Origin of the sequence: Synechococcus sp. BS56D, assembly GCF_004332405.1 — a bacterium.
In the GTDB taxonomy this organism is placed as follows: Bacteria; Cyanobacteriota; Cyanobacteriia; order PCC-6307; family Cyanobiaceae; genus Synechococcus_C.
In genome coordinates, this window is record NZ_PHQU01000002.1 from 267164 (window position 1) to 283432 (window position 16269).

Below are 16269 nucleotides of genomic sequence, written 5' to 3' on the forward strand. Positions count from 1 at the left end.
GAGGAGTGGGCCGTAGCGCTGCAGCCTTTGTAAACGGCCGAAGAGCAACCGATGGTGCCAGATGCAACCGATTCCCCAGCCGGGGTTCAACCGCCGAGATAGGCCATGTCGGCGCGCTCCGGATCGGTCTGCACCTGGAGACTGCGCTCTTCGCTGTAGCGATCTATGCGCGCTGACCAGTGATCCCTCAGCGCCACGACCAGCGACTCGGCATCGGGGTGAGGCTCAAGCCAGGGCCGCAGATTGAGCCCGGTCGATGCAAACAGACAAGTGAACAGCTGGCCATCAGCGGTGATCCGGGCCCGATTGCAATCAGAGCAAAACGGCTCGCTCACAGAGGCGATCATCGCCACCACGCCGGCTCCATCTCGGTAACGCCAGCGCCGGGCCGTGCCCCCTGCTGGCCGACCCAGGGGCTCCAGGGGCCAAACCGCTTGCAGTTGGCGGAGCATCTCCGCCGCCGGCATGACCTGATCACCGCTCCAGCCGTTCCGATGCCCCACATCCATGAACTCGATCAGGCGTAGTTCCAGCCCTTGGTCACGTGCGAAGGCAGCCAAGGGCAGCAGCTGATCCTCATTGCGACCCCGTTGGATCACGCTGTTGAGCTTGAGTGCACCCAAACGAGGGTCAAAGCCAACCTCACGGGCCACCACAATCGCCTCCCGCACCGCAGCAAGGGCGCGTGACCCCGCCTCGCCCACCTCCGGCAATCCAGCCATGGCAGCCACCACGCCGGCATCGAGGCCATCGAGGCTGAGGGTGATCCGATCCAGACCAGCGCGCCGAAGACGCTCAGCCCTGGCTTGATCCAGGAGCAAGCCATTGCTGGTGAGAGCCACCTCCTCCAGTTGCGACAGTGGATCGCCTGGCTGTTGTCGCCGCAGGCGAATTGCCTCAAGCAAGGGCTCCAGCTGGTCACTGAGCAAGGGTTCACCACCGGTGAGGCGCAGGGAGCGAACACCAAGGCGACAGCAGGCCTCGATCAGCGCCAGGCGCTGCGACTGACTCAGCAACCCGCTCACCTCCCTGTGGTCGGGCTGGCAATAGGAACAGGCGAGATTGCAACGGGCCGTCAACGACAGACGCAGCACCTGAAGAGGGCGCTGCCTGCGGTCCGTCACCAACTCAGAACTCACCATCAGTCAACGCTGCCAGATCAGCGGGATGGTTGGCATTGAGCAGCTGCTCTGGAGGCAGAAAAAAGGAGCGGTGGGGAATCTGGTCCAACCAATCGTGCCAGCGATGGCAGCCGCGACCTAACTGCCGCTCGAGTGCAGCGTGGGAGCAAGCCATACCGGGATAAATCCCAAGCAGGGGCTGCTGCCGATCGCCGTCATGCGCCACTAAGGCCACGTGCTCCTGTTCCCGCCAGGCGGCCAACAGCGTCTCCAGCGCAGGGGAGGTGAGGTAAGGCAAATCGATCGGCAGCACCAACCAGGCCTCATCGACCCGAGCGGAAAACACGGCAGCAAAAGCCTGCAAAGGTCCGGCAGGAGGCCAAGGCTCAGGCAGCACCAACAAATCCGGAAAACGCGAAGCAAGGTGCTCGCGATGTCGGGGATGACCTGACAGCACTAGCACCTGCAGATCCAGAGCCCTCGCCATGGCGACGGTGTTGTCAATCCAGGTCCCGCCCCTGGGATGGGGCAACAGCGCTTTGTCAGCACCCATGCGACGGCTGGCCCCTCCGGCGAGAACACACGCACGTAGCAGTCGCGGCACAACAGAGGCTCGGATCACCGTCACTTAGCACCGCCGCAGGGGGGCAATTCCGTAACAACAGCGACCAGGGAGATGGCGGGGAGGTGGTGCAATAACAACGCGGTTTGCATTGGCGCCGCAACTGAAATCCTGGGCGCTGCCTTTTCCGAAGCCGGGGTTTGATCCTTCCTCATTCACAACCCCATGCTTGGCGATCTTTGGTCGTTCCAAGGGAGATATCGAACGCTTCATCTCACTTGGTTCGCCTTTTTTCTCACCTTTGTTGTCTGGTTCAACCTGGCGCCCCTGGCCACCACGGTGAAGGCCGATTTCGGACTGAGTGTTCCCCAGATCCGCACCCTGGCGATCTGCAACGTGGCATTGACCGTGCCCGCTCGCATCCTGATCGGGATGCTGCTCGACAAGTTCGGCCCACGCATCACCTACTCCACCTTGCTGGTGTTCGCAGCCATTCCCTGTCTGATGTTCGCTGGAGCACAGGATTTCAACCAACTGGTGGTGGCCCGTCTCCTGCTCTCGATCGTGGGCGCGGGTTTTGTAATCGGGATCCGCATGGTGGCTGAATGGTTCCCACCCAAGGAGATCGGCCTGGCAGAGGGGATCTACGGTGGTTGGGGCAACTTCGGCTCCGCCTTCTCTGCCCTCACCTTGGTGATCGTGGCCGGCTGGCTGTCATTCTCCGGCGGCTTCGAGCTACCGGGCGGCGACATCCTGAACTGGCGCGGTGCCATCGCCCTCACCGGCATCATCTCCGCGGTGTACGGCTTCATTTATTACGCCAACGTCAGTGACACCCCTCCTGGCAAGGCCTATCAGAAGCCGGCCAAGTCTGCGGGCCTTGAGGTCACATCCATGAAGGATTTCTGGGGTCTGCTGGGCATGAACGTGCCCTTCGCGGCCATCCTCTGCGTGCTCTGTTGGCGTCTCCAGAAAGTTGGCTTTCTGAATGCCGGCACCTATCCCCTTGCGTTGGTTGCGGTGCTGATCTGGTTCATCTTCCAGACCTGGGGAATCATCCGCACCAACCGTGAGCTGATCCTTGGAACTAAGACCTACCCCAAAGAGGATCGCTACGAGTTCAAACAGGTGGCCATCCTGGAGCTCACCTACATCGTCAACTTCGGTTCCGAGCTGGCCGTGGTGTCGATGCTCCCCGCCTTCTTCGAGAGCACCTTCGATCTACCCAAGGCCACGGCAGGCATCCTGGCCTCCTGCTACGCCTTCGTGAACTTGATCGCCCGCCCCGGTGGCGGACTGATCTCCGATCGGCTCGGGAGTCGCAAAGGCACGATGGGCTTGCTCACCATCGGCCTGGGCATCGGCTATTTAGTGATGAGCCTGATCAAGCCAGGAACCTTCAGCGGCACTGCCGGCATTGCTATCGCCGTTTTGCTCACCATGGCCTGCTCCTTCTTTGTGCAAGCCGGTGAAGGTGCCACCTTCGCCATGGTGCCCCTGGTGAAGAAGCGGGTCACCGGACAGATCGCTGGCATGGTGGGCGCCTACGGAAACGTCGGGGCCGTGGCCTACCTGACGATCTTCAGCCTCCTGCCCATCTGGATGGGTGGTGATGCGAAGGATCCCTCACCCGAAATCGTGGCGGCCTCCAACAGTGCCTTCTTCCAGGTGCTGGGGATCGCTGGCCTGATCGTTGGCTTCCTCTGCTACTTCTTCCTCAAAGAACCCAAGGGATCCTTTGCTGAAGAGCATGCCGATGAGGCTGCACTGGCCAAGGTCTGATCAAACCGCGCCTCAACAGGCTGCACTCGTGGGGAGCCCAACAGGGCTCCCGCTTTTGTTGGCACATCGATCCCGATCATGTCCCAGCGCTGGTTAACTCAGCGCCAACATCCCTCTCGCCATGGCTGAGCCGACGACAAACCACCACAGCCAGTGTCCCTACTGCGGAGTGGGCTGCGGTCTTGAGCTCCTGCCGCCGGGAGAAGCCGGAAAGGCCGTGAAACGCGATGCTGAAGGCACACCGATGTGGAGCTCCCGCGGTGATCGAGACCATCCCTCCAGCCTCGGGCAGGTTTGCATCAAAGGGGCCACGGTGGGAGAAACCCTGGCCCGAGGTCGACTGAATCAACCTCTCTATCGCGCCAGTCTCGACCAGGATTTTCAGCCGATCGCCTGGGATCAGGCCCTGGATCTGCTTGAAGGTCGAATTCGTAGCACCCTTGCCGGCAAGGGGCCCCAGGCGATCGCCATGTATGGCTCAGGCCAGTTCCACACCGAGGACTACTACCTCGCCCAGAAACTGCTGAAAGGAGCCCTAGGCACCAACAACTTCGATGCCAACTCCCGGCTGTGCATGAGTTCTGCGGTGGCCGGCTACACCCGCAGCCTCGGTTCCGACGGCCCTCCCTGCTGTTACGAGGATCTCGACCAATGCGCGGTCGCCGTCCTGATCGGCACCAACACGGCTGAGTGCCATCCGGTGCTGTTTCAGCGTCTGCTCAAGCGCAAAAAACGAGACCCCAAGGGCCTCACGATCGTGGTGGTCGATCCCCGGGCGACTGATACAAGCAGGATCGCCGATCACCATCTGGCCATTGCCCCCGGCACCGATCTCGCACTGCTGCATGGTCTTGCCCGACTGATCGTTCAGGACAACGGCTTCGACAGTGACTTCATCGATGAGGCCACGGAAGGCTTCGCCGCCTATGCAAAGACCATCAGGACCTGGACTCCAGCCAAGGTGGCCGCACTCTGCGGAATCAGCGAAAAAGAACTGCGACAGGTCGCCAGGCTCTGGAGTCGCAGCCAGGGGGTGCTCAGCCTTTGGTCCATGGGTGTCAACCAACGGCGAGAGGGCACCGCCGTTGTGAGCGGCATCATCAACCTGCATCTGCTGACAGGGCAGATCGGCAAGCCGGGGGCCGGCCCCTTCTCGCTGACTGGCCAACCGAACGCGATGGGGGGGCGAGAGGCCGGCGGCCTGGCCCATCTGCTTCCGGGATATCGCCTGGTGAGCAATCCCGAGCACAGAAGCGAACTCGAGCGGGCCTGGGGTCTTCCGGAGGGCTCGATCCAGCCGACCCCGGGCCTGACCGCCTGGCAGCAGGTGGAGGCGATGGAGCGGGGCGAGCTGGATCTCTGGTGGGTGGCAGCCACCAACCCGTTGGTGAGCATGCCCAACCTGGAGCGGGTGAAGGCGGCCATGACGCGCTGCCCCATGGTGGTGGTGAGTGAGGCCTACGCCGACACAGAGACCTCCCATTACGCCCATTTGCTGCTGCCCGCAGCGCAGTGGAGTGAGAAGGCTGGTGCGATGACCAACTCAGAACGGCGTGTGACCTTCTGCCCCGCCTTCCGGCCCCGGCACGGTACGAGCCGTCCTGACTGGGAGGTGTTTGCTGAGCTGGGACGACGTCTGGGATTCGTCGAGCAATTCAGCTATGTCTCCTCTGCAGAGGTGTATGCGGAATTCACAGCGCTCACCGCAGGCCGGGTCTGCGACATGTCGGGGCTCAGCCATCAACTCCTGGCGCAGCATGGGCCGCAGCAGTGGCCCTTCGAAACCGGACGCGAACCCAGCAACAGCTCCCGGCGGCTCTATAGCGACCATCGCTTCCCCACCAGCAGTGGACGGGCTCGCTTTCACGCCGAAGACCCCCTCGGCCTGGCCGAACCGCCCTGCGAGATGTATCCGCTCGTGCTGTGCGTGGGCCGCTACCTAGGGCAGTGGCACACCATGACGCGCACCGGCAAGGTGGAGCGCTTGCGAGCCATGCATCCAGAACCGCGCCTGGAAATGCATCCGGAAGACGCAGCCCGCTTCTGCATCGAAGCCGATGGCCTGGCGGCCATCAGCTCACGGCGGGGCACCCTCACCGCCCGCGTCACCATCAGTGAGCGCATTCGCAGGGGGTCGGTGTTTCTGCCGATGCACTGGGGATTCAGTCAGGACAATGCCTGTGAAGCCAATGCTCTGATGCACGAGCTGGCCTGCCCAGTCTCCAAACAACCGGAACTGAAGGCAACTGCCGTGGTGGTGGCCCCTGCCGTATCGGTGGTCAAACCGATCGAACAGGACAGCCGGCGCTTGGAAGCACTGCGACGCTGGCTCAGCCCAGCACTTCGCTGAACGCCGCCTCCAGATTGTGATGATCGTGGCCGGGCCGAGCCAGCTTGCAAAGCGCGAAACGCTCCAGTTCGCTCAGCCCAGCCCAACGGTCGAGCGCGAGGGGAATCCTCCTCCGCTGAGCCGCCTCCAACAACAGGTCCGGCAGCTGGTCAGAGCATTGCCAAGGCTCTGCAATGGCGACGGGCAGGTCAGTCACCATGCCTTCGGCCATCGCAGCGGTGCAGAGGCGCAAATGATCCCTCAACAGGTCAAGTGCTTTTGAATCATCAGCCCAGTCCACCAGCTCCTGACGTTGCTGCTGACTGAGGGCAAGCCAATGATTGAGCCTCAGCTTGACGCCACTCAAATCGAGTTTGCGCCGTACACAAAGAGGAATACAGCGCCAGTTGCCGATGAAATCCTGCTCAAAGGCAAAGCAATGACGGGCCTGATCGATCGACCGTTCAGGCATTGGTATCAACAACAACCATGCACTCTTGTTTAGCCGAAAACGGTGTATCTGAAGACCATCCATGCCAGCGGAAGCCAGCAGGCTCTGCGCACGCTGTACAGCCATCATGCGCTTCGCCATTTCTCTCGGCATGCTTTTGGGTGTCTCCCATGGCTGGGTGGTCTCCGAGGGTTACGCCTCCGACTGGCTCACCATCAATCCGGAAAGAACCATGACATTTCCGGGGCTGAATCGGGCATTCGGTAGCGAATCATTCAGTGCTTTTCCATAGTGGGATCTTCATCCCTTGCACTGCCTCCATGGCAACCAGCAACGTTTCGGCAACGAGCACCCGTAGCCCGATCACCATCGCCGCCGGTTTCATCGGTGCCTTCATCGTCGCCTCCCTGGCCGTTCAGATGGTGCGCAGCCAGATCGCGATCCATCCTGTGCACGCCGAGGCATCGAAAGCTGCCACCGTCGAGCCAGTGATTCCCGCCCAAGCCAGTCTCTGGTCGGTGCTCGGCGAGCGCTGATCCACACGAACAGGCCAAGAAGACGCAAAGCCATGGCTGATGGCATCACCCACCTCACCGGCCAAGGAGAGGTGCACATGGTCGATGTGGGCGATCGAGACATCAGCCGAAGGGAGGCTGTTGCAGAAGGTTGCCTGCGCATGAAGACCAGCACCCTGCAGCGGGTCATCCAGGCGGACACTCCCAAGGGTGATCTGCTGGCCGTGGCCAGGATTGCTGCGATTCAAGGGGCGAAACGCACCTCAGAGCTGATTCCCCTCTGCCATCCCCTCCCCCTGAGCGGCATCGAGGTTGCGATCAAACCTGACCAAGAGCTGCCTGGGCTTTTGCTGCAAGTCCACTGCCGAACCACTGGGCAGACCGGTGTGGAGATGGAGGCACTCACCGCTGTCTCCATCGGCCTGGTCACCCTCTACGACATGCTCAAGTCCGTAGACCCCGGCATGACCATCGAAACGATTGGTCTTGTGGAAAAGCATGGCGGACGCCATGGCAGCTGGCACCGACAAGCTGCAGGCCATGACAGCTGAGCCCTTCGGACGCGAAGGGCTGCCGCTGGAGCAGGCGCGCAAGCAGATCCTCGAAGCGTTGCAACCCCTTGGCCGCAACGAAGTGCTGCCCCTCGAGCAGGCCCTTGGCCGCACCACCGCCAGCCCTGTGCAGGCGCTGGCCGCAGTGCCGGGGTTTCGCGCCTCGATCATGGATGGCTATGCGATTGCCGGTGCAGAGCAACCGGAGCCCGGTGCCCGCTGGCATCTGGTGGGGGCTTCAGCAGCCGGTGCGCCCTATGGCGCCAAGCTTGCAGCTGGTGAGGCGGTGCGCATCCTCACCGGCGCTGTGGTGCCCGAAGGGAGTGAGCGGGTTTTGCCGCAGGAGCTGGTGGCCGTCGCCGGCGATCAGCTGGAGCTGGTGAAATCGTGCGGACCCAATCCCTGGATCCGCTCACCGCAGGAGGAGGCTGCCCCGGGCCAGGAGCTGGTGGCGGCGGGGCAACGGCTGGGAGTGGCTGAGCTCGGCCGGCTGGCCAGCTGTGGGGTGCAGGAGCTGGAGCTAACAGGCCGGGCCCGGATTGGTTTGCTGATCAGCGGAGATGAGCTACTGCCGCCCGGGGCTGAGCGCGGGCCGGGCCAGATCTGGGAAAGCAATTCCGCACTGCTGTCCGCTCTGCTCCAGCGCCTTAGCTACCCGGTGACCAAACAGCTGGTGGTGGCTGACGCGCCGGAACCGCTGCGCGAAGCCCTGCAGGAACTGGCAGCGACCTGTGATGTAGTGGTGAGCACCGGTGGCGTGTCTGCCGGAGACAGCGACTGGATCCGCCCGCTGGTGGAGGAGCTGGGGCAGGTGCGCTTCTGGAAGCTGTTTCTCAAGCCAGGCCGGCCATTGGCCTGGGGGCAGGTGGCGGGGGTGCCCTTCTTCGGGCTGCCGGGTAATCCGGTGGCCGCGGCGATCACGGCGCTGCAGTTGCTCTGGCCGGCGCTGCAACGCCTGGAGGGCGCTGAGCAGGAGCTGTTGCCCCGGCTCAAGGTTCGCCTGGAAGCACCCTTGCGCCGTGGTGCCGGCCGGCCGGAGCTGGCGCGGGCGCGGCTGGCAGTGGCGGCCGACGGCGGCCTCTGGGCCCGGGTGGAGGGCTCCCAGGCCTCCTCGCGCATCGGTTCGCTGCAAGGTGCTGATCTGCTGCTGGAGATTCCCGCGGAGCTGGGGAGTCTGGAAGCAGGCACGGAGCTATGGGCACAGCTGCTGCGGTTGCCATTGCTCTGAACTCAGAGTGGCGTGTTGGCACTGAGCCATTCGCTGCTGCCATCAGCACGCCACTCCCGTTTCCAGAAGGGAGCCTCATGCTTGAGCAACTCCAAAAGCTCCTGGCAGCACCGCTGAGCGGGACCGCGGCGGTCAGCGCCGATCGCCACAAGCACAATCGGCTCACCGGGGAGTACACGCCCAATGCGGTGCTGAATCAGGCAGCTGCGTGCGTGATGGCGCGCGCCACAGGCGTGAGCCAGTTGCTCGAGATGACGTTCGCTCATGCCGGAGTAATGGTTCAGCTCCAGAGCCTCCAGCGCACTGCCATCAGCTGCATAAGCGCGCATGCGACCAATGAACAGACCCTCGGCAGCGCTGCTGGCATGACCTTGAGCATGGAGCTGACAATGCCATCGCTCGAGAGAGCTGAATGGCTCAAAAGGTTGATGGAGCAGTTCAATCCTCAGGTGCATCGGTCCCGAATCAGCGATCTGAATCAGTCAAAGAACTTGAATCAGCCCCCAGTGAAAGGTGGCAGAAAGGCCAGCTCATCGCCGGCATGCACCCTTTGCTGAGGGTCCACCAGGTTTTGGTTGATCGCCACTCGGATACTCGAACTCCAGGGACCGAGATTCAGCTGATTCCAAACCTCGAGGGCTGAGACGTTGTCACCTGCCGGCAGCGACAACTCCCGTTCAGACCAACCGGCCCGATCCTGCAGTGCCGCGAAAAGCAGCACCCGCACGTTGTCAGCGCCCCCCCGTTCCGAATCCGCTTTCAACACCTCGCCCACGACTCCAGCTCTGCATGGTTCTAGCGTCAGCACTGGCGAAGCTTCTTTGCTCTGACTCTCTCGATCGCTCTGCTGACGGTTTCCGATCGCCGCAGCCTCGCTGATGATGTCAGCGGCGACTGCCTGCAGCAGCGCCTCCAAGCGGCGGGTCACCACCTGGCAGAGCGCCGCATCTGCCCCGACGATCGCTACAGGATCCGTGCCAGCGTTAGCACCTGGATCGCCGATGAAACCATCCAAGTGGTGATCACCTGCGGCGGCACCGGACTGACGGGGAGGGACGGCACCCCGGAAGCGGTTGAACCCCTACTCGACAAATGCATCGACGGTTTCGGCGAATTGTTCCGGGTGCTGTCGTTTGAAGCAATCGGCACCAGCAGCCTCCAAAGTCGCTGTCTCGCAGGTGTGGCCAATGGAACGATCGTGTTCGTTCTTCCCGGCTCTCTTGATGCGGTGGAAACCGCCTGGGATCGGTTAATCAAGGCTCAACTCGATGCAACGACCAAACCCTGCAATCTCGTGCAGCTGATTCCCCGACTCAGAGAGTCGCCGGATCGCCTTGCAGCCGAGTCGTTCAAAACGGGATCGGCATCGTGACCGCAGCAGGCTGAGGCGCACACGCCTCGATCTGCTCCGCCACCACATCACCCACCACCACGATCGAAGGAGAAGCGAAGGCCTCCTCCTGAGCCCGCTCGGCCACCGTGGCCAGCGTGGCCTTCAGGCAGCGCTGGCCAGACACTGTGCCCTGCTGAATGACAGCCACAGGCGTCTCGGCACTCAAGCCACCCTTCACGAGCTCAGCAGCGATGCGGGGCAGGTTATGGAGGCCCATATAAATGACCAGTCCATCGCTGGCGCTGGCCAGGGCCTGCCAATTGACGCTGGGACGCCGTTTATCAATCTCCTCATGGCCAGTTACAAAGGTCACCGACGACCCCGCCCTGCGATGGGTGACGGGAATGCCGGCATAGGCGGGTGCGGCAATGCCTGCGGTGACACCGGGCACCACCTGCACGGGAACTCCATGACTGGCCAGATGGGCCGCCTCCTCACCACCACGCCCAAACAGAAAAGGGTCACCCCCCTTGAGGCGCACCACACACTGATGCCGCTGAGCCAGCTCCACGAGCACCGCATTGGTGCTGGGCTGAGGCACGGAATGATGCCCCCTGCGTTTGCCGACGAACCGGCGCTCACAGCTCTCAGGCACCAGATCCAGCACCTCCCGCGGCACTAGGGAGTCGTAAACCAGCGCATCACAGCGACTGAGAAGCCGCTGGGCTTTCACCGTGAGCAAGTCAGGGTCTCCCGGACCTGCTCCAACGAGATAAACGGTTCCCACCTTCAAATCTCCAACAGTCGCTTCGGTCACAGTCGCTTCGGTCACGGGAGAGCAGCAAGGAGATCGATCAGACCGGAGCGCACCAAGGGGACCTCCAGCAGAGCCGGCGATCCACCAGCCTGACGCAGGGCCTCCGACATCCGGTTCGGTGCCAGTGCCAGTGGCCGAGGCTGATACCCCGGATGTTCGGTCTCAAAAACCTCCCACTGATCCGCCGGCACCAACGGACAACCCAGTTGAGTTGCCAGAAGGTTCAAGTAGCGATCGGCAGGCCCCGGTCTCACGGGGTGATGGACCACAGCCTGGGATGGCACCACCCCATCATCCGGGGATGTCAGCCAGCGACCCAGCAAGTCTCGCCAGTAGGGCCAGGCGCCTAGAAAAGGCAACAGGGTGATGGACGTCCCTGCTTCGCGCAGCCGTTGGCGGATCTGTGGCAAATCGGAACGCACATGACTGCCGGGCAACAGCAACAGAGGAACAAGCCACTCGTGCTCGGGGTCTGACGTCAGGGACAGACCTCTGGTCTGTGCCGGTTCAGCCGCTGTAAGGGCCTCAAGCAGCACTGGGGCCTGGCGACGACACGCCACCGCATCAGCCAACTCGAGCCAACACGATGGGATCTCGCCGCCACTGCGGCCATGCACCACCAAGCGAAGAGCTGATCGCTGGAGAGAGCCGGGTTTCCGTAACAACCGCCACGGATCAAAACGAGCAGGCGCTGATGAAGTCAGACCGAAGCGATGAACACCTTCTGCATCATGCCCAGACAACGCCCACGGCCGAACGCCATCTCCCACCGCAGGCGTCACGAGCGGCCAACACCCAAGAGACGGTCGGAGCTCGATCGCGACCTGGCGGCGATGGCAAAAGTCTGGTGGATGATCCGCCAGGGCGCCGTGCGCATGCTTGGTGAAATCGGTCGTCAATACTGACCAGGACCCCCATGAATTGGGCGCTGCCATGCAGCCAGAAAGCGCCGCACTCACGTGTAGCGAAACAGACAAAATCGCGGGCTCGCACCCATTAGTCGTTTGGTGAGATCCGCTACCGAACGTCGCACCAGTCAGCCGCTAAAACCCCCCTGCAGCGCGCCTTTCCTTTTGAAGTGCTGCCCAACACGTCCTCAAAGAGACGTTTGCACTTCACCCGTCGATCCATGACCGTCAGCGCAGCCACCAGGGACTACCTGGAAGGGAAAAAGCTCAACAAAATCGAGCAGAATAAAGCCGAAAAGGATGGCCTTCTGGTTGGCAGCGAGATTGAACATTTCGCCCAAATCGGCTGGGAGCAAGTCGACGAAACCGATCTGCAATTGCGTCTGAAGTGGTACGGCATGTTCTGGCGCCCGAAAACACCAGGCAAGTTCATGCTGCGCCTGAGGGTGCCGAATGGTGTGCTGAGCAGCGATCAGCTGCGCGTTGTCGCTTCGATTGTGGAGCGCTACGGAGACAATGGCAGCTGTGACATCACCACACGTCAGAATCTGCAGCTGCGCGGAGTGCTGCTTTCTGATCTACCTGAAATTCTGAAACGCCTTCAGGAAGCCGGACTCAGCACGATTCAATCTGGGTTTGACAACCCTCGCAATGTCACCGGCAACCCACTCGCTGGCATCGATCCCACCGAAATCGTTGACACACGCCCATACACCCAAGCACTCAACGACTTTCTCACCAACCACGCCAAAGGGAACAGCAATTACTCCAACCTTCCTCGCAAATGGAATACGGCTGTCGCCGGGTCGAAGGATAATTTTCTACTTCACAACGACATCGTCTTCCATCCAGTCGAGCACAACGGCGAACTTGGCTTCGGGGTTTGGATCGGCGGCATCCTCTCCTCCCAGATGAATGCTTATGCCATCCCCCTCAACGCCTGGGTGAAGCCGGATCAGATCTGCGCCATGACCGATGCGGTGATCAGCATCTGGCGTGACAACGGCGAGCGCGACAAGCGTCCGAAAGGGCGTTTCCGCCTCTATCTCGACGCGGTGGGACTGGACGCCTTCCGGGCGATGGTGGAGGCGCGCTTCGGAGCTCTCACACCGGATCCCGGTTCGGTGTTGGATGCCGAACCACGCTCCCACTACGGCGTCCATCCCCAGAAACAAGAGGGATTCCACTTCGCCGGTCTGCACGTGCCCGTGGGCCGACTCACAGCGGATGACCTGCAGGATCTCGCCAGCGCCAGCCTCCGCTATGGCAACGGTGAGGTGCGACTCACAGAGGATCAGAACGTGATCCTTGTGGGCATCCCTACCGAACAGATCGGCGCCCTGGAATCAGACCCGATCGTGCAGCGCTTCCCTCTGGCTCCAGGCACCCTTGCGGCCGGCACCGTCTCTTGCACTGGCAACACCTACTGCGGTTTTGCCCTCACCAACACCAAGGATCAGGCCCTGGAAGCAGCCCGACGTCTCGACGCCGAGCTGGAACTTCCCGCCGAGCTGAAAATCCATTGGACAGGATGTCCGAATACCTGTGGCCAGGCCTACATGGGTGCCATTGGCCTCACAGGAACCAAAGCCAAGAACAGTCAGGGCGAGATGGGCGAGGGCTACACCCTGACCCTGGGGGGATCGCAGGGAGCGAATCCACAGATCGGCGAACTACACCGCAAGGCGATTCCGGCCGAGGAGATCCACTCGGTGCTCCGGGAGGTGCTGATCGAACAGTTCGGAGCCAAACCGCGCTCCTGAACCCAACTCCCTGAAGCAACGGCATCCGTGGCGCTGACCTTTTGAAGCCATGGATCAGGACCCATTCATCACCGTTCAATCTCACCCCTCCAGATCATGAGCACCTCACGCGATCTGTTCTCCCGCCTCGTCAATTGGTTCAGCACCAGCGGTCGGGATCGAGCACCGATCCTGCGTCCCGCCCATCAGCGCGACCTGTTTTCCAAGTTGATGAATCGCATCAGCGGCTGAGCTTGCTGCATCCCACAACATCCCCCAGAGAGATCAACGCCATGAGTGCCACTGCCTCACAAATGGACTATGTCCTGCCCAATGAACTCGTCGACGGCATGATTGCTGCCGGCGGCAAGAAAGCAGCTGTCAGCGTCAAGAACCTGCTGATTCGTGGTTTCTATTCCGGCGCGATTCTCGGCCTGGCCGTGATCCTTGCCCTCACCGTGGCAGCCCAGAGCAAGATGCCCTTCCTCGGCTCCCTGCTCTTCCCCTTTGGATTTGCCAGCATCGTGCTCTTTGGCATGGAACTGGTCACCGGCAACTTCGCCCTGTTGCCGATGTCCACCTGGGCGGGACGCAGCACCTGGAGCGCCACCTTCCGCAACTGGTTCTGGGTGTGGATTGGCAACTTCATCGGCACGGCCGTGGTGGCGCTGATCATGTGGGCCAGCCTCACCAGCGCCGGTCACGTGGCACCTTTAGCCGCCGCTGACGGCGGCAAGGGCTGGCAGGTGGTCGCCGCAACGATCATCAAACTCAACAAGCTGAATGTGGTCACCAAATACGAGGCCCTCGGCAGCACCGGACTCTTCCTCGCTTTCCTGCGCGGCGTGGTGGCGAACTGGTTGGTTTGCCTTGGCGTGACGATGGCCCTGGTGAGCAAGAGCGTGCCTGGAAAACTGTTGGCCTGCTGGCTACCGATCACCGCCTTCCAAACGATGGGTATGGAGCACATCGTGGTGAATCAATTCCTGCATACCGCTGGACCGCTGCTCGGCTCTGGGGTCAGCTTCGGTCAGGTCATCGTTTGGAACTGGATCCCAGTCACCCTGGGCAACATCGTCGGTGGCATGGTGTTCATCGGCATGCTCTTTTACAGCACCCATCGCACTCCTGTCGCGGATGTGCTGCCTCAGGAGCATGACGAGAAGCTCGAGCGGGAGCTCGCCGCCGAACTGGGGGCACGCTGATCCGAATGGCTGCCCGTGCAATTGATGAGGCCGCCCTCTGGGAGCGGCTGTCGCAATCGCGGAGGGTTCCTCTGGAACCCGACTGGCTGGGGGAGGCTTACTCCCCTGGCCTTTCGTCTTCACTCTGCAGTGCGATCAGTGAACAGCTCGGCATGCTCGGGCCGCGGGGATGGCCCGTGATCGAGGCGTTGATCCGCAGGCATGGCAACCGGCCGGATCTGGTGCACGCCGCTGGCCTGTGTCATCAGGCCCCCGCGCGCGACTGGCTGCTGAGTCAATTACGCGAGAAGGACTCTGACGCCGAATGCCCGGATCTCCCCCTGCTCGAAGCGCTCAGCTGCTGGGGAGCCGAACTCACGCTGACGGAACTGGAGCGAATCCTGGAAGCAGCCCCACAGGCCACGCGGCTAGCGGGTCTTGAGCTCCTGCGCTTCAAGGCCCATCAACTGAATGCCCACACGCTGCTTCAGCTGTGCGCTCCAGCCCTGGCCGATTGGCGGGACCCAGTCACCATTGCGGCGATCCGTCTCTTGCAGCGCCGAGATGAGCCCTGCATCAGCGATGCCCTCGCTGGCTTATGCCGCACGGGATCCGATGCCGCCGCCGCCGCTGCCCTCAAAGCTCTCGGCTGCATGGCCACCCCCCGAAGCCAGGAACTGCTGGGCACTCTGGTCGTCGAGTTATCGAGACCCCAGCGGCGAGACTTGGCCATGCGTCAGTTGCAGCAGCAATTTCGCAATCGGTAAAACAAGCCATAAAAAAGGGTCCGATCAAGTCGGACCCTGGCTTAGAGCTATCTCAATCCACAAGAAGATTGATCACCATTTTTTGTATGGGAGAAATTTGCCGCACATCGTGATCTTGACACGATCACCCTTGGGGTCCTCGACCTTATCAACATCAAGAGTGAAGTCAATCGCACTCATAATGCCGTCGCCAAACTTCTCTTGAATCACGTCTTTTAGAGGCATGCCATAAACCTGCATGATCTCGTAAAAGCGATAGATCAGCGGATCGGTTGGAATCACAGGATCAAGGCTGCCCTTGGTGGGGTAGTCCTGCAGAGCAGCGGTGATCGCAGGATCCAGGGAGAGCAAGGAAGCCAACTTGGCGGCTTCCTCCGCGGATGCTGTGGCCTGACCATAAAAAAGAGATGCAATCCACACCTCATCGAGACCCATAGCTGCCTCGAGGTCAGCAAAAGTCATGCCCTTCGCTTTTTTGGCAGCCATCAGGGTGGCCGTGACCGTGGCCTGAGATGGCGAGGCCAGTGAAGGAGTCAGAGCTGATGCGGTCATGCTGAAACAAATAATGGGAACTGCCTTAAGAACAGCATCTCCTGTGAGACGTCTCAGCAGCTCAATGAGCCTCTCCGAATCGGGAGCATCCAACTGAAGCATCGACTACAGAATCAAAGGATTTTGACCAGGATTTGGCAGCCGTTTTAACAGATTATTGGCAGCAATCCTTGCACTATGAATGCACCAATAAATCATGATGTCATGGCATTCGTCCGCCGCACACTCACGACAAGCTGGTCGACTATGGCCGCGACCATGAACAAGATCTGGAGACCAAGAGCAGCTAGCTCAAAGCAAAGCTTCCCCAACTTGATCGTTGAACGCCTCTATTACGCCGAGGGACGCCAGCATCCGGACCATCCCCTCCATGGCCTGCAAATCGGCCTTGCCCGTTGGTAGCGGTTGTTACCTCCAGAGGGTGAGG

General features: G+C 61.5%; 21 protein-coding genes. 13 read left to right on the forward strand and 8 right to left on the reverse strand.

Annotated features, from left to right (window positions below; genetic code table 11):
* Positions 1–86: 86 nt before the first annotated feature.
* Positions 87–1142: a GTP 3',8-cyclase MoaA gene (locus CWE17_RS04005; protein ID WP_131455064.1), complete on the reverse strand. Its 1056-nt coding sequence runs from the start codon at positions 1140–1142 to the stop codon at positions 87–89.
* A complete protein-coding gene (locus CWE17_RS04010; RefSeq protein WP_131455065.1) occupies positions 1129–1725 on the reverse strand; it encodes a molybdenum cofactor guanylyltransferase in 597 nt (198 codons plus the stop codon). Before CWE17_RS04010 ends, CWE17_RS04005 begins: the two co-directional genes overlap by 14 nt.
* Positions 1726–1908: 183 nt before the next feature.
* Between CWE17_RS04010 and CWE17_RS04015 the strand changes: the two genes are divergently transcribed.
* Both CWE17_RS04015 and CWE17_RS04020 read left to right on the forward strand, forming a co-directional pair.
* Positions 1909–3465: an MFS transporter gene (locus CWE17_RS04015; RefSeq protein ID WP_131455066.1), complete on the forward strand. Its 1557-nt coding sequence runs from the start codon at positions 1909–1911 to the stop codon at positions 3463–3465.
* A gap of 121 nt (positions 3466–3586) precedes the next feature.
* Positions 3587–5815 (forward strand): molybdopterin oxidoreductase family protein, encoded by a 2229-nt coding sequence (locus CWE17_RS04020; protein WP_131455067.1) that lies wholly within the window; start codon positions 3587–3589, stop codon positions 5813–5815.
* Here CWE17_RS04020 and CWE17_RS04025 read toward each other — a convergent pair.
* Positions 5796–6266: a nitrate reductase associated protein gene (locus CWE17_RS04025; RefSeq protein WP_131455068.1), complete on the reverse strand. Its 471-nt coding sequence runs from the start codon at positions 6264–6266 to the stop codon at positions 5796–5798. The genes CWE17_RS04020 and CWE17_RS04025 overlap by 20 nt on opposite strands.
* Positions 6267–6372: 106 nt before the next feature.
* Between CWE17_RS04025 and CWE17_RS04030 the strand changes: the two genes are divergently transcribed.
* Genes CWE17_RS04030 through CWE17_RS04045 form a run of 4 tightly spaced genes read left to right on the forward strand, consistent with a single transcriptional unit; the run spans position 6373 to position 8539 of the window.
* The gene (locus CWE17_RS04030; RefSeq protein ID WP_161971412.1) at positions 6373–6537 is read left to right on the forward strand and encodes a hypothetical protein; all 165 of its coding nucleotides are present in this window, start codon (positions 6373–6375) and stop codon (positions 6535–6537) included.
* Positions 6538–6565: 28 nt separating this feature from the next.
* A complete protein-coding gene (locus tag CWE17_RS04035) occupies positions 6566–6781 on the forward strand; it encodes a hypothetical protein (protein ID WP_131455070.1) in 216 nt (71 codons plus the stop codon).
* Positions 6782–6813: 32 nt separating this feature from the next.
* On the forward strand, positions 6814–7311 hold the full coding sequence (moaC, locus tag CWE17_RS04040) for a cyclic pyranopterin monophosphate synthase MoaC (protein WP_131455071.1): 498 nt from the start codon (positions 6814–6816) through the stop codon (positions 7309–7311).
* Positions 7271–8539 carry a molybdopterin molybdotransferase MoeA gene (locus CWE17_RS04045; protein WP_240789235.1) on the forward strand — a complete coding sequence of 423 codons (1269 nt, stop codon included), beginning with the start codon at positions 7271–7273 and terminating at the stop codon, positions 8537–8539. The genes moaC and CWE17_RS04045 overlap by 41 nt, the downstream gene beginning before the upstream one ends.
* 2 nt (positions 8540–8541) lie before the next feature.
* On the opposite strand, the gene CWE17_RS04050 is transcribed toward CWE17_RS04045, so the two are convergent.
* Together CWE17_RS04050 and CWE17_RS12480 are read right to left on the reverse strand one after the other, a co-directional pair.
* Entirely contained in the window at positions 8542–8994 is a 453-nt protein-coding gene (locus CWE17_RS04050; protein ID WP_131455072.1) for a molybdenum cofactor biosynthesis protein MoaE, read from the reverse strand.
* Positions 8995–9035: 41 nt separating this feature from the next.
* Positions 9036–9470 (reverse strand): MoaD/ThiS family protein, encoded by a 435-nt coding sequence (locus CWE17_RS12480; RefSeq protein ID WP_330848521.1) that lies wholly within the window; start codon positions 9468–9470, stop codon positions 9036–9038.
* Between CWE17_RS12480 and moaB the strand changes: the two genes are divergently transcribed.
* Positions 9366–9911 carry a molybdenum cofactor biosynthesis protein B gene (gene moaB / locus CWE17_RS04060; protein WP_131455073.1) on the forward strand — a complete coding sequence of 182 codons (546 nt, stop codon included), beginning with the start codon at positions 9366–9368 and terminating at the stop codon, positions 9909–9911. The genes CWE17_RS12480 and moaB overlap by 105 nt on opposite strands.
* Here moaB and cobA read toward each other — a convergent pair.
* Positions 9889–10704 (reverse strand): uroporphyrinogen-III C-methyltransferase, encoded by an 816-nt coding sequence (gene cobA / locus CWE17_RS04065; protein WP_206338349.1) that lies wholly within the window; start codon positions 10702–10704, stop codon positions 9889–9891. The two genes, moaB and cobA, sit on opposite strands and share 23 nt — an antisense overlap.
* Positions 10701–11354, reverse strand: a complete 654-nt coding sequence (locus tag CWE17_RS04070; RefSeq protein WP_240789236.1) for a CbiX/SirB N-terminal domain-containing protein — start codon at positions 11352–11354, stop codon at positions 10701–10703. Before CWE17_RS04070 ends, cobA begins: the two co-directional genes overlap by 4 nt.
* Positions 11355–11420: 66 nt before the next feature.
* Between CWE17_RS04070 and CWE17_RS12215 the strand changes: the two genes are divergently transcribed.
* From CWE17_RS12215 to CWE17_RS04090, 5 genes are all read left to right on the forward strand, one after another.
* Positions 11421–11594, forward strand: a complete 174-nt coding sequence (locus CWE17_RS12215; RefSeq protein ID WP_164498739.1) for a hypothetical protein — start codon at positions 11421–11423, stop codon at positions 11592–11594.
* A 224-nt stretch (positions 11595–11818) separates the two neighbouring features.
* Positions 11819–13360 carry a ferredoxin--nitrite reductase gene (locus CWE17_RS04075; protein ID WP_131455074.1) on the forward strand — a complete coding sequence of 514 codons (1542 nt, stop codon included), beginning with the start codon at positions 11819–11821 and terminating at the stop codon, positions 13358–13360.
* A gap of 96 nt (positions 13361–13456) precedes the next feature.
* Positions 13457–13591: a ferredoxin--nitrite reductase gene (locus CWE17_RS04080; protein ID WP_131455075.1), complete on the forward strand. Its 135-nt coding sequence runs from the start codon at positions 13457–13459 to the stop codon at positions 13589–13591.
* 62 nt (positions 13592–13653) lie between these two features.
* Entirely contained in the window at positions 13654–14544 is an 891-nt protein-coding gene (locus tag CWE17_RS04085) for a formate/nitrite transporter family protein (protein WP_131455234.1), read from the forward strand.
* Positions 14545–14549: 5 nt separating this feature from the next.
* Positions 14550–15290, forward strand: a complete 741-nt coding sequence (locus CWE17_RS04090) for a HEAT repeat domain-containing protein (RefSeq protein ID WP_131455076.1) — start codon at positions 14550–14552, stop codon at positions 15288–15290.
* A gap of 72 nt (positions 15291–15362) precedes the next feature.
* Here CWE17_RS04090 and cynS read toward each other — a convergent pair whose 3' ends face one another.
* Positions 15363–15842 (reverse strand): cyanase, encoded by a 480-nt coding sequence (gene cynS / locus CWE17_RS04095; RefSeq protein ID WP_206338354.1) that lies wholly within the window; start codon positions 15840–15842, stop codon positions 15363–15365.
* Positions 15843–16046: 204 nt separating this feature from the next.
* Between cynS and CWE17_RS12125 the strand changes: the two genes are divergently transcribed.
* On the forward strand, positions 16047–16244 hold the full coding sequence (locus CWE17_RS12125) for a hypothetical protein (protein WP_131455077.1): 198 nt from the start codon (positions 16047–16049) through the stop codon (positions 16242–16244).
* The last annotated feature ends 25 nt before the right edge of the window (positions 16245–16269 follow it).